Annotated in this window: 17 protein-coding genes; 10 read left to right on the forward strand and 7 right to left on the reverse strand. The window is 59.5% G+C overall.

What is annotated here, in order from left to right; genetic code table 11:
* Positions 1 to 108 precede the first annotated feature (108 nt).
* Both GKA01_RS06630 and GKA01_RS06635 read left to right on the forward strand, forming a co-directional pair.
* Positions 109 to 2,259, forward strand: a complete 2,151-nt coding sequence (locus tag GKA01_RS06630; protein WP_228119696.1) for an autotransporter assembly complex protein TamA — start codon at positions 109 to 111, stop codon at positions 2,257 to 2,259.
* Positions 2,259 to 6,404 (forward strand): translocation/assembly module TamB domain-containing protein, encoded by a 4,146-nt coding sequence (locus GKA01_RS06635; RefSeq protein ID WP_146860453.1) that lies wholly within the window; start codon positions 2,259 to 2,261, stop codon positions 6,402 to 6,404. Before GKA01_RS06630 ends, GKA01_RS06635 begins: the two co-directional genes overlap by 1 nt.
* Here the strand turns inward: GKA01_RS06635 and GKA01_RS06640 are convergent.
* The 5 genes from GKA01_RS06640 to GKA01_RS06660 all read right to left on the reverse strand — a co-directional run bounded on the left by GKA01_RS06640 (position 6,398) and on the right by GKA01_RS06660 (position 10,930).
* Positions 6,398 to 8,035 (reverse strand): tetratricopeptide repeat protein, encoded by a 1,638-nt coding sequence (locus GKA01_RS06640; RefSeq protein ID WP_146860456.1) that lies wholly within the window; start codon positions 8,033 to 8,035, stop codon positions 6,398 to 6,400. The genes GKA01_RS06635 and GKA01_RS06640 overlap by 7 nt on opposite strands.
* A 9-nt stretch (positions 8,036 to 8,044) precedes the next feature.
* A complete protein-coding gene (locus GKA01_RS06645; RefSeq protein ID WP_146860459.1) occupies positions 8,045 to 8,425 on the reverse strand; it encodes a response regulator in 381 nt (126 codons plus the stop codon).
* Positions 8,426 to 8,430: 5 nt separating this feature from the next.
* The gene (locus GKA01_RS06650; protein WP_146860462.1) at positions 8,431 to 9,231 is read right to left on the reverse strand and encodes an SDR family NAD(P)-dependent oxidoreductase; all 801 of its coding nucleotides are present in this window, start codon (positions 9,229 to 9,231) and stop codon (positions 8,431 to 8,433) included.
* Positions 9,232 to 9,391: 160 nt separating this feature from the next.
* On the reverse strand, positions 9,392 to 9,979 hold the full coding sequence (locus GKA01_RS06655) for a CarD family transcriptional regulator (RefSeq protein ID WP_146860465.1): 588 nt from the start codon (positions 9,977 to 9,979) through the stop codon (positions 9,392 to 9,394).
* Between the two features lie 75 nt (positions 9,980 to 10,054).
* Positions 10,055 to 10,930, reverse strand: coding sequence for a bestrophin family protein (locus GKA01_RS06660; RefSeq protein WP_146860468.1), 876 nt, complete (start codon positions 10,928 to 10,930; stop codon positions 10,055 to 10,057).
* A gap of 181 nt (positions 10,931 to 11,111) precedes the next feature.
* Here GKA01_RS06660 and GKA01_RS06665 point away from each other — a divergent pair, with 181 nt between their 5' ends.
* From GKA01_RS06665 to GKA01_RS06675, 3 genes are read left to right on the forward strand one after another with little or no spacing between them, the layout of a single operon-like run.
* On the forward strand, positions 11,112 to 12,227 hold the full coding sequence (locus GKA01_RS06665) for an S-(hydroxymethyl)glutathione dehydrogenase/class III alcohol dehydrogenase (RefSeq protein ID WP_146860470.1): 1,116 nt from the start codon (positions 11,112 to 11,114) through the stop codon (positions 12,225 to 12,227).
* Positions 12,228 to 12,229: 2 nt separating this feature from the next.
* Positions 12,230 to 13,093 (forward strand): S-formylglutathione hydrolase, encoded by an 864-nt coding sequence (fghA, locus tag GKA01_RS06670; protein ID WP_146860473.1) that lies wholly within the window; start codon positions 12,230 to 12,232, stop codon positions 13,091 to 13,093.
* Complete coding sequence (locus tag GKA01_RS06675; protein ID WP_146860476.1) at positions 13,090 to 13,854, forward strand: ribonuclease T2 family protein; 765 nt, start codon at positions 13,090 to 13,092, stop codon at positions 13,852 to 13,854. The genes fghA and GKA01_RS06675 overlap by 4 nt, the downstream gene beginning before the upstream one ends.
* On the opposite strand, the gene hisI is transcribed toward GKA01_RS06675, so the two are convergent.
* The gene (hisI, locus tag GKA01_RS06680; RefSeq protein WP_146860479.1) at positions 13,842 to 14,252 is read right to left on the reverse strand and encodes a phosphoribosyl-AMP cyclohydrolase; all 411 of its coding nucleotides are present in this window, start codon (positions 14,250 to 14,252) and stop codon (positions 13,842 to 13,844) included. The two genes, GKA01_RS06675 and hisI, sit on opposite strands and share 13 nt — an antisense overlap.
* 12 nt (positions 14,253 to 14,264) lie before the next feature.
* Positions 14,265 to 15,077, reverse strand: coding sequence for a CAF17-like 4Fe-4S cluster assembly/insertion protein YgfZ (gene ygfZ / locus GKA01_RS06685; RefSeq protein WP_244289175.1), 813 nt, complete (start codon positions 15,075 to 15,077; stop codon positions 14,265 to 14,267).
* A 304-nt stretch (positions 15,078 to 15,381) separates the two neighbouring features.
* Between ygfZ and GKA01_RS06690 the strand changes: the two genes are divergently transcribed.
* The 5 genes from GKA01_RS06690 to GKA01_RS06710 are packed head-to-tail and all read left to right on the forward strand — an operon-like array spanning position 15,382 to position 21,067.
* Positions 15,382 to 17,700 carry a cache domain-containing protein gene (locus tag GKA01_RS06690; protein WP_146860482.1) on the forward strand — a complete coding sequence of 773 codons (2,319 nt, stop codon included), beginning with the start codon at positions 15,382 to 15,384 and terminating at the stop codon, positions 17,698 to 17,700.
* Positions 17,697 to 18,521 carry an MlaE family ABC transporter permease gene (locus tag GKA01_RS06695; RefSeq protein WP_146860486.1) on the forward strand — a complete coding sequence of 275 codons (825 nt, stop codon included), beginning with the start codon at positions 17,697 to 17,699 and terminating at the stop codon, positions 18,519 to 18,521. Before GKA01_RS06690 ends, GKA01_RS06695 begins: the two co-directional genes overlap by 4 nt.
* On the forward strand, positions 18,514 to 19,233 hold the full coding sequence (locus tag GKA01_RS06700; protein WP_146860490.1) for a P-loop NTPase family protein: 720 nt from the start codon (positions 18,514 to 18,516) through the stop codon (positions 19,231 to 19,233). The genes GKA01_RS06695 and GKA01_RS06700 overlap by 8 nt, the downstream gene beginning before the upstream one ends.
* Positions 19,233 to 20,189, forward strand: coding sequence for an MlaD family protein (locus GKA01_RS06705; RefSeq protein WP_146860718.1), 957 nt, complete (start codon positions 19,233 to 19,235; stop codon positions 20,187 to 20,189). The genes GKA01_RS06700 and GKA01_RS06705 overlap by 1 nt, the downstream gene beginning before the upstream one ends.
* The gene (locus tag GKA01_RS06710; protein ID WP_146860492.1) at positions 20,186 to 21,067 is read left to right on the forward strand and encodes a hypothetical protein; all 882 of its coding nucleotides are present in this window, start codon (positions 20,186 to 20,188) and stop codon (positions 21,065 to 21,067) included. The genes GKA01_RS06705 and GKA01_RS06710 overlap by 4 nt, the downstream gene beginning before the upstream one ends.
* Positions 21,068 to 21,103 lie beyond the last annotated feature (36 nt).

The following is a 21,103-nucleotide window of genomic DNA, read 5'->3' on the forward strand; positions in this document are numbered from 1 at the left end:
GAAACGTCTCGCAAGGTTCCTCGAAGAAGAGCAGCCGCTTTGTCCGGTCTGCGATCTCGTGTCCGCCCCTCGGGGGCGGAAATGTATTCACGACAGATTTCAGGATGCATGGTGAAGTCAGGCTGCCGCCCAGTTTCCATTTCTGCGTCATTCGTGTCGATGTCCTGCGCACTAGGTATCGTGGCGACATTCTGCGTGCCGTTTTCAGCGCAGGGAAAAGCGTCTGGGTCCGCCAGGGACGCGAAACCCATTACCGACGGTACGTCTGATCCGGCCATCCCGTACACCGTAACACTGACGCCGACGACACAGCCCGATCTGGATGCAGCTATTGTGGCATCCTCCCAGCTCAAATCGCTTCAGACGTCTCATACCGTAGGTGCTTACGCTTTGGCCGGACGTATCCGCAGCGATTACGAGCGTGTGACGGGCGCTCTTGAATCGCAGGGTTATTACGCGGGTGCGGTTACGATCAGCGTGCACGCAGGTGCGCGGACTGTAGACGGCAAAGACCCTGCGCTGCCCGATATTCTCAAAGAGCTTGGAAAAAACCAGAAGGTTGCGATTACGGTTCGGGCGACGACCGGTCCCCGTTTCAGTCTGGGCACCGTTGTCCTCACGATGCCGCCTCCGGAACAGCCTCCCGAGCACTCTCAGAAGCAGCCTTCCGTCGTGTCACATACGTCCGCGCAGGGTACGGCGCCATCGGGGCGGACATCTGCCCCTCCGGCAAGCACGGCTGTCGCCGCCACATCCGGGCAGGCTATCGCCCAGGCTGAGCCCGTGACCCTTTCGGCAACAGAGCTTAAGGCTTTTGGACTGAAGCCGGGGCAACCTGCGGTGGCGGCCGATGTACTGGCAGCCCAGAACAGCCTGCTCAATGAATTGCAGGAAGAGGGTTACGCCACCGCGACCGTCTCCACCCCTCTTGCTTATCTCAGACCTCACGATCAGAAGCTGGATATTGTTTTCAGAGTCAGTCGTGGACCGAAGGTCGTGATCGGGCCGATCGCAATGACAGGTCTGAAACAGACCAATCAGTCCTACCTGATGAACCGGCTTGAGCTGCGTGAAGGAGAGATTTACCGCCCCTCGAGAATCGAGGCAGCGCGGCAGGATCTGGCTGCGACGGGGGTGTTTTCGTCCGTTCAGGTGCGCAATAACCCGCCTATCGTGACGCTCCCGGCCACAAAGACCCTGATGCCGGGCGTCTTGCAGGCCATGCCGATCGAGTTCAGCTTTCGCGAAGCGAAACGCCGTACGCTCTCAGCACAGGTCGGGTACTCGACCGATCTTGGCGGTCGCGTGGGCGTGAGCTGGACGCACCATAATCTTCTGGGCAATGCCGAACAGCTCCGTCTGACGGCGCTCGTGACAGGTCTGGGTGGATCTGCGCAGCAGGGGCTCGGTTATGACGTCTATGCGGATTTCATGAAGCCGGATTTTCTGTCCAAGGGGCAGAATCTGAGCGTGCGTCTCGAAGGTATCCGCCAGCTTCTCTATTCCTATCATCAGACTGCCATTATCGGGCGGGCAGGTCTCAACCGTCATATCGGGCGCTATTGGAACGTGTCGGGTGGCGTGCTGGGGGAGCAGGAGCAGATCAAGCAGTTCGGCGATACGCGCAGCTATTTCATTATCGCGGCTCCTCTGAACGCTACGTTTGACAACACGCAGCTTGCCAACCCGATCGACCCTGCGACGCATGGCGTGCGCGCTTCGCTATCTGTCACGCCATCGGAATCGCTGGAAAGCGGATCGTCTTTCTTCACGCTTTTATCCGCGCAGGTTTCAACTTATTTCGACCTGCATCATCTGGGAATTTCCCGTCCCGGTCGCAGCGTGATCGCAGTGCGCGGCATTGTGGGTTCTGTGCAGGGCGCATCCACGTATCAGATCCCGCCCGATCAGCGGCTTTATGCTGGTGGTCCCGCAACGGTGCGCGGGTTCCGCTATCAGGGTGTCGGACCGCAATACGGCAAGACCAAATATGCTATCGGCGGCACTTCCATGGATGCGGGCAGTGTCGAGTTCCGTCAGCGCCTGCCGATGAATCTTGGTGTGGCCGGATTTGTGGACGCGGGGCAGGTGGGTACGGGCTCGCGGCCGGGGCAGGGAACCCTGCGGGTTGGTTATGGCGGCGGCGTGCGATATTTCACGCCGATCGGGCCAATCCGCGTCGATGTGGCGCTCCCGATGAATCGCCCAGCCTATGGCGATAAATGGGAACTGTATTTCGGCCTCGGGGAGACGTTCTGATGCGTGTTCGCAGAATTCTTCTCCGTGTTGCCGCCGGTCTGGTCATTGTGCCGGTGGGGCTGGCGGCGGTGGCGGTTACGGGTGTTCTGATCGGGATCAACATCTCGCCCGGCCAGCGGCTGATCGAGCGCAAGATTGGCCCGCTGACGGGTGGTATGGTCGAGATTTCCGGACTTTCGGGTTTTCTCCCGCATCATCTGGCTATGGCGAAGCTGCTGATCCGGGACACGAAGGGCCCCTGGATCGAACTGGACAACGCGGATCTGCGTTGGTCGCCGCTGTCGCTGCTGCATCTGGACGCGAAGATCACGTCGCTGAGTGCGACGCGGATCGCTGTTTTGCGCAAGATGGTGTCTGCCCCTGACGCTACGTCTGACAAGACTGCCCCAACTAGTACCGCGCCTTCTAAGCTGCATCTGCGCGTTGATCTTGCATCCCTGCATGTCGGGAGGCTGGAGATCGGGCCGGATTATACCGTCACGCCAACTGCGTTTTCGCTAGACGGTTATGCTCATGTTCACAGTATTGCACCGTTTCTGGATGGTGTAACGGTGAAGACCCTGCCGGTCATGGATGTGGCACTGGCACTCAAGCGCCTTGACCAGCCGGGCAATCTGAGCCTGAACGTAGAAACTCCGAAAAACCGCATCGTGGTCTCGGCCAGTTTCCACGAGGAGCAGAACGGCTTTGTCACAACGCTCGGACAGATGCCGCAGCTCGACCCTGCTGATCTGCATCTGAGACTGACCGGCCCCCGGACGGCGGCGGTTCTGGACTTCGGGCTGGCTGCGGGGCCGGTTACGGCTTCTGCCGCGGGCACGCTGGATCTTCTAAAAATTGCAGGCAATCTGCATGTGAAGGCGAATGCGCCGGCCATGACGCTGCGTCCTGGGATCGCATGGAGCGCGATCACGCTGGATACGGATCTTCAGGGGCCGCTCAGAGCGCCGAACGGTCATGGGGTTCTGGATATTGATGCCCTGACGGCGGCGGGGGCAGGGATCGGGCATCTTCACGCGCAGTTTGAAGGCTCGGAGCGTGTTCCCGAGGCCGATACGACGGCCCATCTGGCTGCAAAACTCGACGGTTTGCGCATTCCCGGCTCGCAGCCCACGATCCTGGCTTCCGCTCCCCTGACGCTGGACGTCGTGGCACATCCGCTGGCGGCGTCGATACCGGTCGTGGTGAAACTGGACCATCCGCTGCTCCATGCCGCAGCGACGACCGACCTCAAGCCTGCGGCGAAGGGCCATCTGGATCTCGATCTTCCTGATCTTCACCCGTTGGCGGCGGCCGGGGGTGCGGATCTTGCCGGAAAGGCAGCCCTGCATGCCGATTTCGCCATGCCGGTCACGCAACATGACGACCTGACGCTTGGCAGCACCGGAACTCTGGCTATCACCGGCGGTCAGCCGCAGGCCCTCAACCTGATTGGCAAAACCGGTACATTCTCGCTGGGTCTTGCAAAGTCTCCAGCCAATGTTCTGACGCTGAAAAGCTTTGAGCTGGATGGTGCGGCGCTGCATATGCTGGTGTCGTCCGTCATCGATCTGGCGCATGGCAACCGGATGCAGACGAAGGCTTCCGTTCAGCTTCCCGATCTTGCGAAGGCCAGCCCCGCCATTCTTGGCAACACGACCCTGACAGCAACTGCCGAAGGGCCGACGGATGATCTGGCGATCAAGGCGGAGCTGAAGGGCGATTTCGGCACGAAAGACGTGACGAAGGGGCCGGTAACACTCCAGGCCGATTTTCAGCATCTACCCTCCCGGCCTGATGGTACGCTGACGGCGGGAGGAACGCTGGATCATGCACCGCTCACGCTCGATGCCGCGCTCCATCAGGATGAGGCAGGCGCCTATCATGTCGATCTTAAGACGCTGGACTGGAACAGCCTGAGCGGAAAAGGGAACATTCGTCTGCCTAAAGGAGCGAAGGTTCCGCTTGGGGACCTGGACGTCTCGATCCGTAATCTGGCTGATTTTCGTCGCCTGATCGGTCAGGCGATATCGGGGCATCTGGCGCTGGGTCTGCATACGACCGAAGCCGCTGGAGCGCCGCCCGTCGTAAAGCTCGGACTGGATGGAATGCTGTCGATGGCGGATGCCGCCGTGCAGTCCCTGAAGGTCGCCGGAACCATTGCTAATCCGGTCGACGCGCCGGAGCCTTCACTGGTTCTGGATCTCGCAGGAATGCGCTATCAGGCCATGACAGGCAAGGTGCATGCCACGATCAAGGGGCCGCAAACCGCAATGGCGATTGCGCTGACTGCGGCGTTCCAGAACGTGCTGGATGCACCGGCGACCGCCGATACCGCACTGATTCTGAATATTCCGGATAAAACGGTCCGCCTGGATCGGCTCGCTGCTGTGGCGAAGGGGGAAAGTGTGCGTCTAAGCCGACCGGCTGTTGTGTCGTTTGGCAATACGATGGGCGTGGACCATCTGCTGGCGACCCTCGCGCCACAGGGGGTTGCGCCCGCGACGATCGATGTCGCGGGAACCCTGAAACCCGCGCTCGCGCTGACGGCGCGTCTGGATCATCTGACGCCCGCGATCGCCAGACCTTTCGCGCCGGATCTTTCCGCGACGGGAGCGATTTCGCTCAATGCCCGGCTTGGAGGAACGCTCGCGGCACCGACGGGAACCGTGTCTCTCACCGGACGTGATCTGCGGATGCAGACCGGTCCCGCTGCCTCCCTGCCTGCCGCGCAGATCCTCGCAAATATCGGATTGGGCGGAAATTCCGCGAAGGTGGATGCGACGCTGGGTGCCGGCCCGTCTGTCGCGCTCGCGGTGCGTGGAACCGCGCCTCTCTCGAAAACCGGAGCGCTGGCGCTGGCGATGACGGGGCATGTCGATCTTGCCGTCGGGAATGCTGTTCTGGGGGCGAGCGGTATGGGCATGGCGGGGAAGGTTGGCATCAATCTCAACGTTGCTGGCACCGCCGCACAGCCTCGTGCGACAGGACAGGTCACGCTTGAGAATGCCTCCTTCGATCATTACGCCCAAGGGGTGCATCTCAGCCGGATCAATGGTGCTCTAGTGGCGTCCGGCGACAGTATCGCCGTCAACCATATCGTGGCCCATGCGGGGGCAGGGACCATCGCTCTGGACGGGAATATTGGTGCGTTCCGGCCGGATCTGCCGGTTGACCTGCATATCACATCCGATCGGGCGAGACCGATTTCAAGCGATCTCCTGACGGCGATCATCGATACCGACCTGCATGTTCACGGCCAGGCGACGACGCGTCTGGACGTGGACGGCAAAGTCACCATTCCTAACGCCACGATCAATATTCCTGACTCAATGCCTGCTTCTGTGCCGCAGCTTGATGTCATCCGGCCCGGTCAGAAGCCGCCTTCCGCCTCAGGGACGGGTATGGTGATTGGTCTTGGAGTGGACGTAATCTCGCCGGGCGAATTTTTCGTGCGGGGTCATGGTGTGTTCGCTGAGATGCAGGGACGTCTGCGTGTGCGCGGGACCAGTGCCGAGCCGTCGCTTAATGGCGGCTTTGATCTCAAACGGGGCAATTTCAACCTGGGCGGGATCAATCTCAATTTCACCAACGGTCGTGTCGCGTTCAATGGATCAGGCGTGAACCACAAGCTCGATCCCACGCTGGATTTCCGGGCAGACCGAAATGCTAGTGGGACGTTGGCCAGCCTTCTGGTGACGGGCTATGCTAGTGCGCCGAAAATTGACTTTGCTTCCGTACCAAGCCTGCCCCGCGACCAGGTCCTGTCCATTCTGCTGTTCGGTACGGATTCACACTCACTCTCCACGACCCAGCTTGCGGAACTCGGCGCAGCAGTCGTTCAGCTTGCGGGCGGTTCGGCTTTTGATCCGATGAGCAAGGTGCGTAACCTGCTGGGGTTGGACCGGCTGGCTGTGGGCGGTGGAAGCGGCGTAGACAATGGCGGCACAAGCGTGGAGGCCGGGAAATATGTGATGAAGGGCGTTTATGTCGGCGCCAAACAGGCGACGTCTGGTTCCGGTACACAGGCACAGGTCCAGATCGACCTGACAAAGCGTCTGAAGTTCAACACCACGGTCGGTACGGGCGGACAGGTCACGGGCTTTACAACGCCGGAAAATGATCCGGGGTCGAGCATTGGATTGTCATACGGTTACAGTTACTGAGTAGTCCGGGCGGAAACGGCATCTTCAAGCTGCCGTTTCACGCGCGTGACAACATCGCTCCAGTCTCCAAAACGCGTCTGGCGGATGATCTTCATCTGCGGATACCAGGGCGTATCGTCGCGTCCATGGAGCCAGCGCCAGCAGTTGTTGAGCCGGTCCATCATGATGACGGGTCGGCCCAACCCTCCGGCAAGGTGAACGGCGGAGGTATCGACCGACACGATAAGGTCCAGATTGACCATCAGCGCTGCCGTGTCGTCCATTGTGCCGCATTCGGGCATAAAATCCGTCAGTTTTCCCGGAAAATCCGGGATCTGTTCTGCCGGCCGATCCTTCTGTAGTGAATAGAAGCTGACACCTTCAATATCGGCCAGCGGTGCCAGAACGGAAAGCGGCATGGAGCGCTGTCGGTCCACCATGAGCGCTGCGGTATCTTCCGGTCGCGCAGCTCCGGCCCAGACAAGCCCCACTTTCAGGCTGCGGTCTTCCGCAAGACGCTGTCGCCACATCCCGGCCTTGGCTGGGTCGGCACTCAGATAGGGGACGGGGGCTCCCATGGCATCAGCTGTGCCCGAAAACGCGCGGGGCAGGCTGATGAACGGGCAGTGATAATCGTAATTCGGGGCTTCTCCCCCAAACTGGACTGCCGACACGCCTTCCACCCGTCCGCAGAGCGCGGCAAGTGTCTCCGTTCCCCAGATGTGAATGATTGCTCCCGTGCGGGCCAGAGCCGGGATGTAACGCAGATACATGAGCGTATCGCCCAGACCTTCCTCCTGTGTGACGAGGATGCGTTTGCCTCTCAGATCGAGGGAGGGCGTTATGTTTGGAAGAAGGCGGTCCAGCGGAATGCTGGTATGTCCGGGCAGGCCAAAGCGCCATTCATGTTCCACCCAGCCTTGCGCCATCCGGCCGCTCTTGAGCATGGTGATGGAGTGATTCAGTCTCAGCCGGGGATCGTTAGGCGCCATGGGAACGGCACGTCGATAGAGATTGGCAGCTTCGTCCATCCGGCCCACGTTACTGAGGATGCAGGCCATGTTGCACAGCGGTTCCCAGTCCTCCGGGTCGCTTTCGCACAGACCCTCCATGACCTGAAGCGCTTCATTGAAGCGCCCCGTCTCGGTCAGGAGCAGGGCCAGCAGGTTCAGCGTGGGGCGTGACCCGGGGCGGATCAGCAGACTCCGACGGATAAGGGGTTCCGCGTCGCTGAAATGACCGAGCTGGATCAGGACCGTCGCTTCCACATCCATCAGGCGCGGATCATCGGGCATGCGTTTGCGGCAAAGCTTCAGCAGCGGGAGCAGGTCGCCGCGCCGGCGGAGGCGCACGGCTTCGTCCAGCATAAGCGAGACGGCGTGAGGACCGGCATTCGCACTGGCTTTTTCCAGTTCCTGAACGCAGTCATCGTAACGGTTAAGGTGAAACAGTGCCCGGGCGCGGACATAATGAAGGGCTGGGAGATCCTGACCCTGTTCCGGGGAAGATCCGGCGAAGAGAAGGGCCTGTAGCGCATCCTGTCGGACGAGAGCTTCCTGGGCTTTCTTCAGACGCTCATCGGGGGTGGGTTGGACTGACGTGCTGTTCGTCGCCGGATGATCGGAAATGGGTCTGTCCAGGCTGGCAGACATGCGGCTCTCCTAGTCCGAGGCCGTAGATGTCATGTCCTCAAGGGCCTCCAGAATACTTGCTAGCGTATACGGCTTCGAGATGAAACGGTCACGGGCCGGGTCGCCGGATGTCTCATCCCGACGTAAATCTCCATGACCACTGATGTAGATGACCGGAAGATCGGGCCAGCGGTCACGGGCCGGATGGACGAGCGACATTCCGTCGCCGTCCGGAAGGGCCATGTCGGCTACGAGAGCATCCAGATTCGGCTCTGCAGCGATGATGGCACGGGCTTCGGCACAGTTGTCTGCTTCCCTGACGGTCAGACCGCTGTCGAGCAGGAATTCCGCCAGGCATGTCCGGATGAGAAAATCATCCTCGATCAGCAGAACAGTAAGGGAAGAAGCCATGGGAATTACGAGGACCAGTTTTTTTCAAAATCGCCAAAGAGCGTCAGGCCACCATCGACATACAGGGTCTGCCCTGTGATGTAAGTGCTATCTTCAGCGGCAAGAAAAGTAATAGCGTCCGCAATTTCGCGGCTTTCTCCCGGTCGTTTCATGGGGATATGCCCGGCAACCGCCTTGTACTGTTCGGGGTCGTTGATCCACGACATGTTGATGGGCGTGACAATTGCTCCGGGAGCGACTGCATTCACGCGAATACCGCGGCTGGCATATTCCAGTGCAAGGGTTCGGACAATGTTGCCCACAGCGCCCTTGGATGCGGAATAGCCCAGATAATGGGGCTTGGGGATGATCTGGTGGACGGAGGAGTTCACGATGATCGTGCCCTGCTGATTAGTCTCCAGCCAGTAACGGATGACCTCCCGGCACGGCAGCATCACGCCCGTAACGTTGACGGCCATCACGCCTTCAAAATCCTCGAGTTTGATGTCTTCCGAAGGGGAAGGGATCTGATAGCCCGCATTGCAGACGAGAACGTCCAGGCCATCCATGGCCTTGATGCTGTCTGCTACCAGTCGTTTGACATCTTCTTCTCTGGAAATATCGCCCGTGGCGATCGGATGTTCCCCACCGGAGACTTTCGGAAGCCTGTCGCGGACCGCAATCAGCTTGTCTTCTTTCCGACCGTTCAGGGCGACCTGCGCGCCTTCCTCGGCGAACCGCAGCGCGGTGGCTTCTCCAATTCCCTGGGATGCCCCTGTGACGAGGACTTTCTTGCCGGCGAAACGGTCTTTGTAAGGGGCAGGCATGGGGCTTCACCTCTCCTCTGGAATGCAGGTTTGAAAAATGGCTGACAACACATCTCCCCGAGGGGGTCTCCCTTGCCAACGCGGGAGCCCCCCTCGGGGATGCGAAGAAAACCACATTCAGGGTCCATATTGGAGAAATGACTGTTTTTCAAACAGCCTTTCAGGCCGCTTTCATGGTCTTGGTCAGATTCTCGAGAACCTGTGCCGGGTCTGCATTTTCCAGCACCGCAACTTCTGCGACGAAACGTTCCTGAGCAGCTTCGAACAGCTTGCGCTCGGAGAAGCTGCCATCGAGGCTGTCGACATTGCGACGCAGATCACGAAGCACTTCAGCGATCTGGATCAGGTCACCGGAGTTGATCTTTTCCTGATACGCCACGGCACGGCGCGCCCACATGCCCTTGCTGACATGCGGCTTGCCTTTGATGACAGTCATTGCCTTGTCAACGATGTCACGGGTGACGATCTTGCGCAGGCCAGCCTTTCTGGCCTTGGCCAGCGGGATGCGCAGGGTCATCTGGTTGCCAGGAAACGAGATCTGGATCATCTCGATGGAGGTATCGGCAACCTCGACCATGCCGATCTTGTCCACGCGCCCGACGCCATGGGCTGCATAGACAATGGAATCACCTTCACGGAACGGGTCCGTGTCGTGTTCCGGATCGGTCTGGCGGGCAGTATTATTGGCTGCGACACGAGCCATTTCATCGGTCATGCCGCCCTTCTGGGGGCTTTTGAACGTGTTCATGGGTATGACTCGTAGCAGAAAATCCCCCTCCTGTCTTGTCCGTTCGCAGGAGAGAGGCATGAACAGTCATCTGTCTCAGGGCTGAACGCCGTTGACTGCCGGGATGGGGGCGGGCGGTGTGTCCCCGATGGGTTGGAGAAGGTCACGTTCGATCGTCCGTGCCATGGTCAGCATGGGCAGGGCATGGACGCTGTTCTTGAACGGTTCCTGGAGGTCTCGTCCGCTGCGATCGAGCATCTGGAAGAGCATTCCGATGATGCTGGAACCCAGTGGAGTGATCCAGCCCAGCGTCTGGACGGCCGAGAGAGGCAGGATGATGCAGAACAGATGCGTGGCGATTTCGGGCAGCAGGGAATACTGAGCGGGGAGCGGCGTATTTTTGATACGCTCAAGACCGCCCTGGGAGTTGGCGATATCGGACAGGATACGATCAACCGTTCCATGAACGGCGCCGTCAATGCCCTTGAGCTCGACCTCGTCGCGCACACCCAGGCCGATCTGGTAGAGCAGCATGTTCGCGGTGTTCGAGCATGAGAAGACCTTGTCGTACATTTCCGGAGCCAGCAGGCGCTTGCAGTCGTCGTTTGGCGGCTCTCCGCGCAGGGCGGCACGCAGTACATGTGGATAGGCGGCCATCGCGCGTGCGAGGTCCGGACGTCCCCCAAGCAGGGTGGCGGCTTCACGACCGAAGGAGCGGCAGTTGTTGGTGATCGAGCCCCAGAGAGTCCGGCCTTCCCACCACCGGTTATAGGCAGCGTTGTTGCGCATGCTGAGGAAGATTGCGAGCGCCGATCCCATCAGTGAAATAGGAAGGGAGGGCTGTTCCATCCAGTCCTGATGGTAGATCTGGAACAGGATCACCACCACAAAATCCCACAGGGTCAGGATGATCAGCGGAGGCAGCGCCTCCCGGAAAAGAATGGCCAGTCCGTGCGGGCGGTTAACGATCAAACGGCTGTCTCCTCGGATGGAAGAAAATGTCCATCGAAAGCCTAGCTGTGAAGCCCGCCGGGGGCCAACAGCAAACGGTGTCTGTTACTTTACTTTCTTTTGCAGCGACCGGAGCCTGCTCTTGCGGTACGCTCGTTCCATACGACAGAGTATGTCCACTTTTATTGAGGAGACTGATGTTATGGACGTTACCGCAGCCATTGCGTTCGAGGCTGGCCGGCCTCTGGAAATCGATACGGTTCAGCTCGAAGGCCCGCGTGACGGGGAGGTGCTGGTCGAGATCATGGCGACGGGTCTGTGCCATACCGACAAGTACACGCTCTCCGGTCAGGACCCGGAAGGCCTGTTTCCGGCCATTCTCGGTCATGAAGGGGCGGGAATTGTCCGGGAGGTCGGTGCCGGGGTGAAGCACCTCAAACCCGGCGATCATGTCATTCCGCTCTATACGCCAGAATGTCGTGAATGTCCGTCCTGTCTGTCGCGCAAGACCAATCTGTGCACGGCCATCCGCAGCACGCAGGGCAAGGGGCTGATGCCGGATGGCACGTCCCGCTTCTCTTACAAAGGACAGCCGATCCATCATTACATGGGCTGCTCGACCTTCGCGAATTTCACGGTGTTGCCGGAAATCGCTCTAGCAAAAATCCGTCCCGACGCGCCGTTCGACAAGGTCTGCTACATTGGCTGCGGCGTGACGACGGGCATCGGAGCGGTGCTGTTTACGGCGCAGGTTGAAGCTGGTGCGACGGTTGGCGTCTTCGGACTCGGCGGTATCGGGCTCAATGTTATTCAGGGTGCGAAAATGGTCGGGGCGAACCGGATCATTGGCATTGATATCAACCCGGAGCGCGAGGCGATCGCCCGTCAGTTCGGCATGACGGATTTCGTGAACCCGAAAGAACTGGGGCCGAATGGGGATCTTGTCGGGCATCTGATCGAGATGACGGGCGGTGGTCTGGACTACACATTTGAGTGTGTGGGCAATCCGACCCTGATGCGTCAGGCGCTTGAAAGCGCACATCGCGGCTGGGGGGTATCCTGCGTCATTGGTGTGGCTGGTGCCGGGCAGGAAATCAGCACGCGGCCGTTCCAGCTTGTGACGGGACGACGCTGGATCGGATCGGCCTTTGGTGGCGCGCGCGGACGGACCGATGTTCCGAAAATCGTGGACTGGTATATGGAAGGCCGCATCGATATCGACTCCCTGATCACGCATAAGCTGAAGCTGGCAGACATCAATCTGGGCTTTGACATGATGAGCCGCGGCGAGAGCATCCGTACGGTCGTGGAGTACTGAGTATGTCGGATCTTGAAGTTCCGGGTCTCGAGGTTCTGGCGCATCACGCCTGTTTCGACGGTTCACTCAGGTTCATGCGGCATCAGTCAGAGGCGCTCGGCGTGCCCGCGACCTTCGGTGTGTTTTTGCCGAAGCAGGCGCTGGCGGGGCAGAAGGTTCCGGTTATCCATGTGCTCGCCGGACTCACGGCGACGCAGGAGACGTTTCTCATCAAGGCCAATGCCCTGCGTTTTGCCGCCGAACACGGTATCGCTCTGGTCGCGCCCGACACGTCCCCGCGACATACGGGGATCGAGAGCGAGGATGACTCCTACGACCTCGGATCCGGGGCAGGATTCTATATCGACGCCACCTCCGCTCCGTGGAGTCGTCACTACCGTATGGAAACTTATGTTGGGGAGGAGCTTCCGGCCCTGACGGAACGGCTTTATCCGCTGGATGGTACCCGACGCGGCATCATGGGGCATTCCATGGGGGGCATGGGTGCGCTGATACAGGCGTTGAAATATCCAGGCCGTTGGAAGACGGTCTCGGCCTTTGCGCCGATCTGTCATCCGAGTACGGTTCCCTGGGGTCAGAAAGCATTCGATGCCTATTTCGGCGGTGATCCGGCAAAGTGGCAGAGCTGCGATCCGACTTTGCTTCTGCGGTCAGGACACACGCATCCCTCCACCATTCTCGTGGATCAGGGGCTGATGGACCAGTATCTGGCCGATCTGTGTCCCGACGCGCTGGAAGCGGCGGCAAAGGAGGGCAGGCAGGCGCTCGAACTGCGTCGTCATGCCGCATATGACCATTCCTACTGGTTCATACAGAGTTTCATTGCGGACCATCTGATCCACCATGCCAGAGGGCTTTTTGCGTGAAGCGTTCTGTCCTTGTCGCTCTTTTCCTGCTGGGAGGCTGTGTCTCGCAGGCTCCGACGGGGCCTTCACTCACGCCCAAGGCCCATACTGATTTCCGGCACGATACGCTGGCGCTGACCTGGCAGCCGGGGTTCTGCGCCACGGGCGGTGGGTGCGAGTGGGACCAGACGCATCGGATCTCGATTGGTCTGCACGGCCTGTGGGCCTCGGAACCGCATGCTCTGGAGGCGCAGGGCGTGCCGGTGCAGGAATGGTGGTCGAAGGGGTGCGATCTCTACGACCATGACGATACCCCCCCGCAGCTCCTGCCGACAACGGTCGAGGCGCTGCGGGGTGTTGTGCCGCATCTGAAAAAGCCGCTTTACGTGCATGAATACACCAAGCACGCCCGTTGCTTCGGTTATGATTCGGACCGTTTCTTCATCACGTCCATGGAAATGCGGGACCGGCTTGCTGCGTCGGCGTTCGGGGTATGGCTGTCGCAGCAGGTGGGCTTTCAGGTCAAACGTGACGATCTTCTCGCCATGTTTGCGCGCCTGATGAACGTGCACGACGATCGGGCGCTTCAGGTTCGCTGCGAGCCGGCGCATAATGGACAGACGGTCCTGACGCAGCTCTGGTTCACGCTGGACCCGAAGAAGCTGTCGCGCTTCCCGTATGAGGGCGCTTATCTGTCCTCACCAGATGACCAGAATGGTTGTCCGGCTACGTTCCTCGTCCCGGGTTGGACCCTGTCGGGTCAGGCTGTTCAGCGGCCGTAAAGCTCTTCGGCGCTGATTTCGGGCTGCGCGGTATCGCGCAGTCCGTCCGGCGTTACGCCATGATAAAAACAGCTCCGCCGTCCGGTATGACAGGCCACGCCGGTCTGATCGACGATCATGAGAATGGCGTCCATATCGCAGTCGAGCCGCGCTTCGATCAGTTTCTGCTGCTGTCCCGAAGTTTCACCTTTGCGCCAGAGCTTCTGGCGGCTGCGAGACCAGTAACAGATGTGGCCTGTCAGCAGCGTCTCGCGCAGGGCGTCCGCATTCATCCAGGCCAGCATCAGCACCATGCCGTCAGGGGCCTGTGCGAGGGCGGAAATCAGGCCATTCGCATCGAATTTTACCTGTGCAAGGATTTTATCAACGATTGCGAGAGGTGGTGGGGCATAGGTCATAATGGTTTGTCCTCAACGCTTGTCGTCGGGGAACCAGGCGGGCCAGTCCACGGAAAGCGATGCGCCGTTACATGTCAGATCGTTGGAAGACCAAGCGTCTCGTCGCAGCATGGCGATGGCGCGTTTTCCGCTGTGCGAACGGATGTCTCCGACCTCGCGTTCTCCTGCGACGATCAGGCCGCCCTGTTCCGGGAAGACTCCGTCCGTGAGAACCACAGGCAACAGACGGCGTTTGACGAGGCCGCGATAATGGGTGCGGGCGGTAAGTTCCTGCCCCATGTAGCAGCCCTTTTTCCATGAAACGCCGTGCAGTAGGTCCATGTCGGCTTCCAAAGCCAGTGTCTGTTCGGGCTCAAAATCCATGATATCCGGCAGGCCCAGCGTGAGGCGGCGCTCCAGAAATTCGGTAGGGGTTTCACCGGCCTGATCCGTTCCGGTCACGATGGCTCGCCAACCCGCGCCGTCACACCGTGGATCAGGGGCATGGACCATCGTGTTGTCGGGCGGACCGGACCGGTCTTCCGTGCCTGTGATGACACGTAGATCCGTTTTTTCGATCTGCACATCCGCGCGAAGCCGGAAGCGGGAGAGGCGTTTGACGAGCATATCGGCATGGTCTGCCGCGCAATCCATCAGAATGCGGTCTGATCCGTTATAAAGAAAAAATTCGCTCAGCCAGCGGCCCTGTGGTGTGAGCAGCGCACTCCAGATGGATTTTCCCACGGGCAGGCTCTGAATGTCGTTGGTGACAAGCCCTTGAAGGAAACTGTTTCGGTCCGCACCCGTAAAAGACAGGACGGCGCGGTGGGAGAGAGAATGGCTCATGTTTAAGACACCGCAGTTCCGACGGCTTTCAGTAAAACCACCGTAAATTGGAAAACGCCAAATTGGAAAGCACCAGACCATAACGATGAAATCCATAAGCCGCCACATCCATGCGCTGCCATCCGCTTCAAACCGTGCCTCTGCCAGTTGTTATACCGGGCCGGGAGAAACCTGATCTGCTTCTGTAAAGAGTAGTTGCAGTTCATTGCAGCGGGTTGCAGTCATGCGTTACTCGGGGGATATTGGCGCTGCGCGGCAGTATGGCCCTGGTCCGCGGCACTGCCCCAGTCCGGAGTGAAATACGTTGTCAGCCGCAGAAATTGTGGATCCCGCCCAGAGCCCGGCCAGTGACCGCCGTCGGATTTTTCAGATTTTCGGGCCGTTTGCTGGGGTTTTGCTCGTTATTGCCGCGATTACGGTAATCAGCTTCCACAACTACCAGATGACCCGTCGGGGAGCCATTTCCCTCTCCAACGACCTTCTGCGCAGTCAGCAGCGTTACGTTACGCAGGAAGTCAGCGACTATCTTGCGCCCGCATCTGTAGGGGCAGTGATTGCGCAGGATATGCTGCGCGATCCGCTGACGAACGTTACACCCAACACGTTCATGCTCTACGGCCGTTCCATCCTGACGCACACGCCCCAGGTGGACAGTTTCTATATTGCCAATGATCAGAACCAGTTCTGGATGATCACGCGGCATGGCAAGGACGGCTTCGAGCAGACGCATTTCCAGACGGATGATGGAAAACAGGTCTATCATCACGTCTATACGGACAAGGACGGAAACATCACGGGGGAGGGCGCCGATCCGGCGGAAGGCTACACTGTCTTGACGCGTCCATGGTTTGCCAAGGCCGTCAAGCACCAGAATGATCCGGAGCGGGCGCTCCACTGGACGGATCCTTACGCCCATATTGCAACGCATCAGTTTATTATTACGGCGTCTCTGGCCTTTGATGATCATGATGGTCACAAGGCCGTTTTTGCCATCAATATTTCCCTGAACCAGCTCACCTCTTTTCTCAACAGTTTGCAGGTCGGTCGCAGCGGACAGGCCGTGATCGTCGACATGCATGGTCAGATCATGGCGGGACACAACCTTGCTCCCGGTCAGGATCCCAGCACGTTCGATCCAGGTAATGTCTTTCTCGATCCCAAGACACAACCGGTCTTTACCCACGCGCTTAACCGTTTCCGCATCAAGGGGCCAGGAACGGGAGTGGTCCAGGCAAGGGGCAAGAGTTACGTCACGATTGCTTCCGAACTGCCGTTCGTCCATAGGCACTGGGTACTGCTTCTTAATGCGCCTGAAAGCGATTTCGCCGATTTCGCGCAGACAGCGCGGAAGCAGAATATCTGGTTTTCGCTTCTGATTGTTGGCCTCGCCTCGATCCTCGCTCTGGCGTTGGTGGCTCAGGGACGCCATGTGGAGCGCCTGCGCAAGAGACTGAGTCAGGGACGCGAACAGGTAAAAGCCGAAAATGCCTCGCTTCTTGAAATCGCGAGCACACCAAACCTGTTCGATTCTACACATGAAGTCCCCATCCTCACCGAAGCCCTGACTGCCCGGACTGGGGCACGGCGGGCCAGTCTGTGGCGTCTGCTGCCTGACGGGGACAGACTGCTCTGCGAGGACGCATTCGATCCTGCGCGAGACGTTCACAGTACGGGTGTCGAGATCAGCCGTCGCGAGAATACCAAGCTTTTCGAAGCTCTTGAGGAAGGCCATACGCTATCGGTCTCCGATGCGTCGCAGGATGAGCGCACACAGACCTTCCAGCGCGTCATCATGCGGGCTGTGGGCGCCAGCAATCTGCTGTTCCAACCGGTCCGCAACGCGCACAGGACGGTCGGGGCCATCGTGCTTGAAGACCCGGCGCCGACTGATGCGGTGGAGCATATCATCGCCATCGTGGCGTCTGTGGTTGCCCTGCGCTTTGCAAAGCCTCTTGATGCAGGAACTGGTGGTGCGAGCCAGGGTTTCGTGCTCTCCACCCAGAGACAGGAGACGCGGTTTGATGAAGGATTTCTGCTTGAGCCTGGTGTAGCGGACGGCGAACCCGTGGCGGCGGGTGTGTATCCGCAGGTTCCCGTCATGGTGATTTCCTTCGTCGATCCCTACGCTCCGGATCGAGACAGCATCACACGCGCCATGAGCGTTATCCGGACGCTCAGCCTCGAGATCCAGAAAATCGCTCGCAATAGCGGTCTTTTCTCGGTTCAAGTGGTCAGCAACCGGCTCGTGCTTGTGGGTGGATGTTCCCAGACGCCCGATCCATCCGCTGCCGTTCGCCTTGCGGATGCCGCAGTCTCTATCCGTGAAGCCTGCCTGTCTTCTCTCGCGGCCGCAGATCTGGATCCAGTATTCCGTATCGGTATGGATGTGGGGTCCGTCATGGCGTCCGAACTTGGAGAAGCACCGTCGGTCTTCAATATCTGGGGCGATGCGCTCAACGGTGCTGAACTGCTGACCGGGAGCGCCCCGGATGCGGGTACGATCCAGGTTTCCGAGCAGGCTTATGTGATTCTGCGCGAACACTTCCTCTTTCGCGCACGAGGCATGTTCTACCTTCCCAATAGTGGCATTACCCGCAGCTTCATTCTGGCCGGTCGTCGATGAAAATGCCGCGGAACCTCGACCGGATCACCATGGTCCGGAGCATGCTTGTCCATCTGGGATATTTTTCCCGGACGCAGATGCGTTTTACCTTGATGATGATCGGGGCAGGCTGGGGAATTATGCGCGAAGCCGGGAGGCTGACGACATGGAGGCGTACGGTACGGATTGAGTTCTGGGCTTCCCTGCATCAGGCTGTGGGGGGCGGCATTCTCAGTACGCTGGTGACGGCCGCTCTCACGGGGTTCGGGATCGTGGCGCAGACTGTCTACTGGTTGGGATTTGCCGGGCTGGCCCAGATGACGGGCTCCATTCTCTCCACCGTACTGGTGCGTGAAATCGCGCCTGTGTTGGTGGGAGTAATTCTTCTGGGGCGTTCGGGAATGCTGATGCTAACCGAACTCGGCACCCTGACGACGGGTGGGCAGATGCGCGCCATGACGGGCATGGGCGTTGACCCGTTCATTTCGTTTCTGGTGCCGCGTAGTCTTGCCATGACGATCAGCGGGTTCACGCTGGGCATGATCTTCAGCATGACTGCGCTCGTCGTGGGCTATGCTGTCTGTCGTGTTGAGGATGCGATCACGATGCCTATCTGGGCGTTCATGGATCAGGTGGCGGCCAGTGTGAAACCGATCGACTATTTCGTCATCCCTGCGAAATTCGTGTTCAGCGGTTATGCTGTGGGCGTTTGTTCGTGTCTTTCGGGGATGGACGTGACGACGGAGGATGATCTGGCAAGCATGTTGCCGCGTGGATTTGCGCGGGGAATGCTGTCGATCATGATCATCAACGTGGTTTTCAGTGTGTGCTTCGATGGCTGAACCCGATGATGTTTTCCCGGACTCGCTCGATGCGCGGTTGGACCTTGTTGATGCCCGGCCTCGTTTTGACGAAAGCGGTCTGGTCTCCAGCCGTTATAACCTGCGCCTCAATCCCGGAGAGTGCGCCCTGATCGAATGCAGGGACATGGGACAGGCCGCGCTTTTTGCCGATATGTGCGTTGGTCTGGTACCGCTCGATGATGGACATGTGCGGTGTATGGGGCTGGATTGGGCGGATCTGGACGAAAGACGCGCAAATGCCCTGCGCGGACGTATCGGTCGTGTCGTGATGACGGGTGGCTGGGTGGACCTTTATGGCACGCACATGAACATCCTGTGGCCGCAACTGCATCATACCCGCACTCCTATTGCCCGGCTTCAGGCAGAGGCGGTGCATCTGGCCGTGAGGCTGGGTCTGCCGGGTCTGCCCGTCGTGCCGCCCGGACGTCTGTCCACGATGGACCGGCAGCGGGCGGCCTGTGTGCGGGCGATGCTGGGGGAGCCGGCCCTGCTTCTTCTGGAGCATCCGATGGAAGGTGCGTCTGCGGGGCTGATGAATGCGTTTCTGTCTCTTGTGACGGACCTGCGGGATCGGGGATGCGCTGTCGTATGGCTCGCACCCGATGAAGCGGGATGGGGCAGGTATGTTTCCAATGCCACCGTCCGGCTCAGGCTTTATGATGACGGACTGTTTTCGATGCGAGGTTCATGATGTTTCGCGTACGCCAGACCGAGACGGCCCGCCCACTCTTTCAGAACCGCTATGCGGATGAATGGGTCGGGCTTCTTGTGCTTGCCGCGATCGTCATGTTCGCTGTCGCGGTCGTGGAAGCGGGTTTTCTGCGTCAGTGGCTGACGCCCGAAAAGAAGCTTCATTTCGTTCTGCCGGAAAGCGGTGTGGCGGGGCTTGCCATCGGCAATGACATTGAAGTGATGGGGGTGCATGCAGGCGAAATCCGGCGCCTTAAACTTAACGAGACAGGGCGGATGTATGCGGAAGGGGATCTGGATCCGCAATTTGCGAACTTCATCCGGCAGGACAGCACAGCGGTCATCCGTCATCGGCTGATCGTCGCGGGAGCCAGTTACATTGAACTCGGGCGCGGCATGGGCAAACCGCTTGACTGGGATTATGCAGTGCTTCAGGCGAAGGTTGAAGCCAATCCAGCGGATGTCATTACCCAGACCGTGACGGACCTGCGTAACAAGCTCGTTCCCGCCATGAACAATGTCCAGGCGATCACGGCCCAGGTGAACGACATGCTGACGGATATGCGCAAGGGACAGGGCACCATCGGTGGCTTGCTTATGAAGGATGATGTCCTGAACAAGGCTAACGAGGCTCTGACGCATCTTGATGGTGTCATTGCTGCGCTCAGACCCATTGAAAAGCAGGCGGGAGGGGTTATGACGAAGGTCGACGGCACAATGGATAACGCGCGTGCCGCGACGGCCAGCCTGCGGCAGAGCATGCCGCAGGTTCAGCAGACCGTGGCTCATGCCAATACAGCCACGGCCCAGCTTCCGGCTCTGCTGGCGCAGGCGGAAGCGAGTGCGAGCAGTCTGCGCAAGTTGACCGATCAGTTGCGTGGACTGTGGCTTCTGGGCGGCGGGGGGACAAAACAGGAGCCTTCGCACCGTCTGCCAGCTCAGGCGATCACGCCATGAAGCGCACACTGACGGGTTGTGCAGCTCTGATCGCGCTCCTGTTTGGAGGATGCTCATCCCCCCGCTCGGCACACAGCGCCAAGCCGGATCAGCCTTACGAAAATGCGATGGACACGGGCAAAAGCGTCTATGAGATCGGGCAGTCGTCTCAGGCAGAAGCCCAGTACCGTACGGCCATGGACCGTGCGCTGATGCGGGACGATGCCGTCGCAATCCACGAAGCGGGGTTCAATCTCGCGACTGTTCTGCTGGCACAGGACCAGCCCCGCAAGACCCTGCAAAGTCTCGGCACGACCGAGGCTGCACTGAGCCTGCGCAATTATGCCGATACGTCCGATCTGGCTGTTATCCGGGCTGCTGCGCTGTACAGGCTCCATGATACCGTTTTTGCATCACAGGCAGTGGAACGGGCGTTGAAATCGCCGGATAGCAGCATCAGGGAGCGGGCACTTTATCTGTCAGGTCTGATTGCCGCCGACCTGAAGCAGAATTCCGTTCTGGCCAGTCGTGTGGCGGATCTTGCTTCGTTTCATGATGTTGCTGCGACGGTTGACCGACTGGAACTGACGGCAAGACTGAACCTCCTGCAGATGCAGCCGGAACTGGCCTATGGCGAGGCGCTGTCCGTTGCGCAGAAGAGACGGGACAGTCTGGATTATCGTGGCATGAGGCGTGCCCTGTCGCTTGCAGCTGATGCCGCTGAAGCAGCAGGGCATCTCCCACAGGCTCAGGCGCTGAGACAGCAGGAAAGCATCAGCCAACAGATTGCTGTGAAGCAGGCCGGCGACGTTCCGGAGGTAAGCTCTACCCCCGGAAAGATCACCGTTCAGGTGCAGAGCACTTCGACAGATCAGTCAGGGACCGGCGCGGGATACTGAATGGTACACGACGCTTGGGATCGTGGTTGAATGGGG

Source organism: Gluconobacter kanchanaburiensis NBRC 103587, from assembly GCF_007988905.1.
GTDB classification, from domain to species: domain Bacteria; phylum Pseudomonadota; class Alphaproteobacteria; order Acetobacterales; family Acetobacteraceae; genus Gluconobacter; species Gluconobacter kanchanaburiensis.

What these genes read in the sequence shown, in the direction of transcription:
- GKA01_RS06700 (WP_146860490.1), top strand. Translation starts at nt 18,514, where the DNA reads ATGGCTGAACCCGATGATGTTTTCCCGGACTCGCTCGATGCGCGGTTG.
- GKA01_RS06645 (WP_146860459.1), bottom strand. Translation starts at nt 8,425, where the DNA reads ATGGCTTCTTCCCTTACTGTTCTGCTGATCGAGGATGATTTTCTCATC.
- GKA01_RS06655 (WP_146860465.1), bottom strand. Translation starts at nt 9,979, where the DNA reads ATGAACACGTTCAAAAGCCCCCAGAAGGGCGGCATGACCGATGAAATG.
- GKA01_RS06710 (WP_146860492.1), top strand. Translation starts at nt 20,186, where the DNA reads ATGAAGCGCACACTGACGGGTTGTGCAGCTCTGATCGCGCTCCTGTTT.
- ygfZ (WP_244289175.1), bottom strand. Translation starts at nt 15,077, where the DNA reads ATGAGCCATTCTCTCTCCCACCGCGCCGTCCTGTCTTTTACGGGTGCG.
- GKA01_RS06650 (WP_146860462.1), bottom strand. Translation starts at nt 9,231, where the DNA reads ATGCCTGCCCCTTACAAAGACCGTTTCGCCGGCAAGAAAGTCCTCGTC.
- GKA01_RS06705 (WP_146860718.1), top strand. Translation starts at nt 19,233, where the DNA reads ATGTTTCGCGTACGCCAGACCGAGACGGCCCGCCCACTCTTTCAGAAC.
- GKA01_RS06695 (WP_146860486.1), top strand. Translation starts at nt 17,697, where the DNA reads ATGAAAATGCCGCGGAACCTCGACCGGATCACCATGGTCCGGAGCATG.
- GKA01_RS06635 (WP_146860453.1), top strand. Translation starts at nt 2,259, where the DNA reads ATGCGTGTTCGCAGAATTCTTCTCCGTGTTGCCGCCGGTCTGGTCATT.
- fghA (WP_146860473.1), top strand. Translation starts at nt 12,230, where the DNA reads ATGTCGGATCTTGAAGTTCCGGGTCTCGAGGTTCTGGCGCATCACGCC.
- hisI (WP_146860479.1), bottom strand. Translation starts at nt 14,252, where the DNA reads ATGACCTATGCCCCACCACCTCTCGCAATCGTTGATAAAATCCTTGCA.
- GKA01_RS06665 (WP_146860470.1), top strand. Translation starts at nt 11,112, where the DNA reads ATGGACGTTACCGCAGCCATTGCGTTCGAGGCTGGCCGGCCTCTGGAA.
- GKA01_RS06630 (WP_228119696.1), top strand. Translation starts at nt 109, where the DNA reads ATGGTGAAGTCAGGCTGCCGCCCAGTTTCCATTTCTGCGTCATTCGTG.
- GKA01_RS06640 (WP_146860456.1), bottom strand. Translation starts at nt 8,035, where the DNA reads ATGTCTGCCAGCCTGGACAGACCCATTTCCGATCATCCGGCGACGAAC.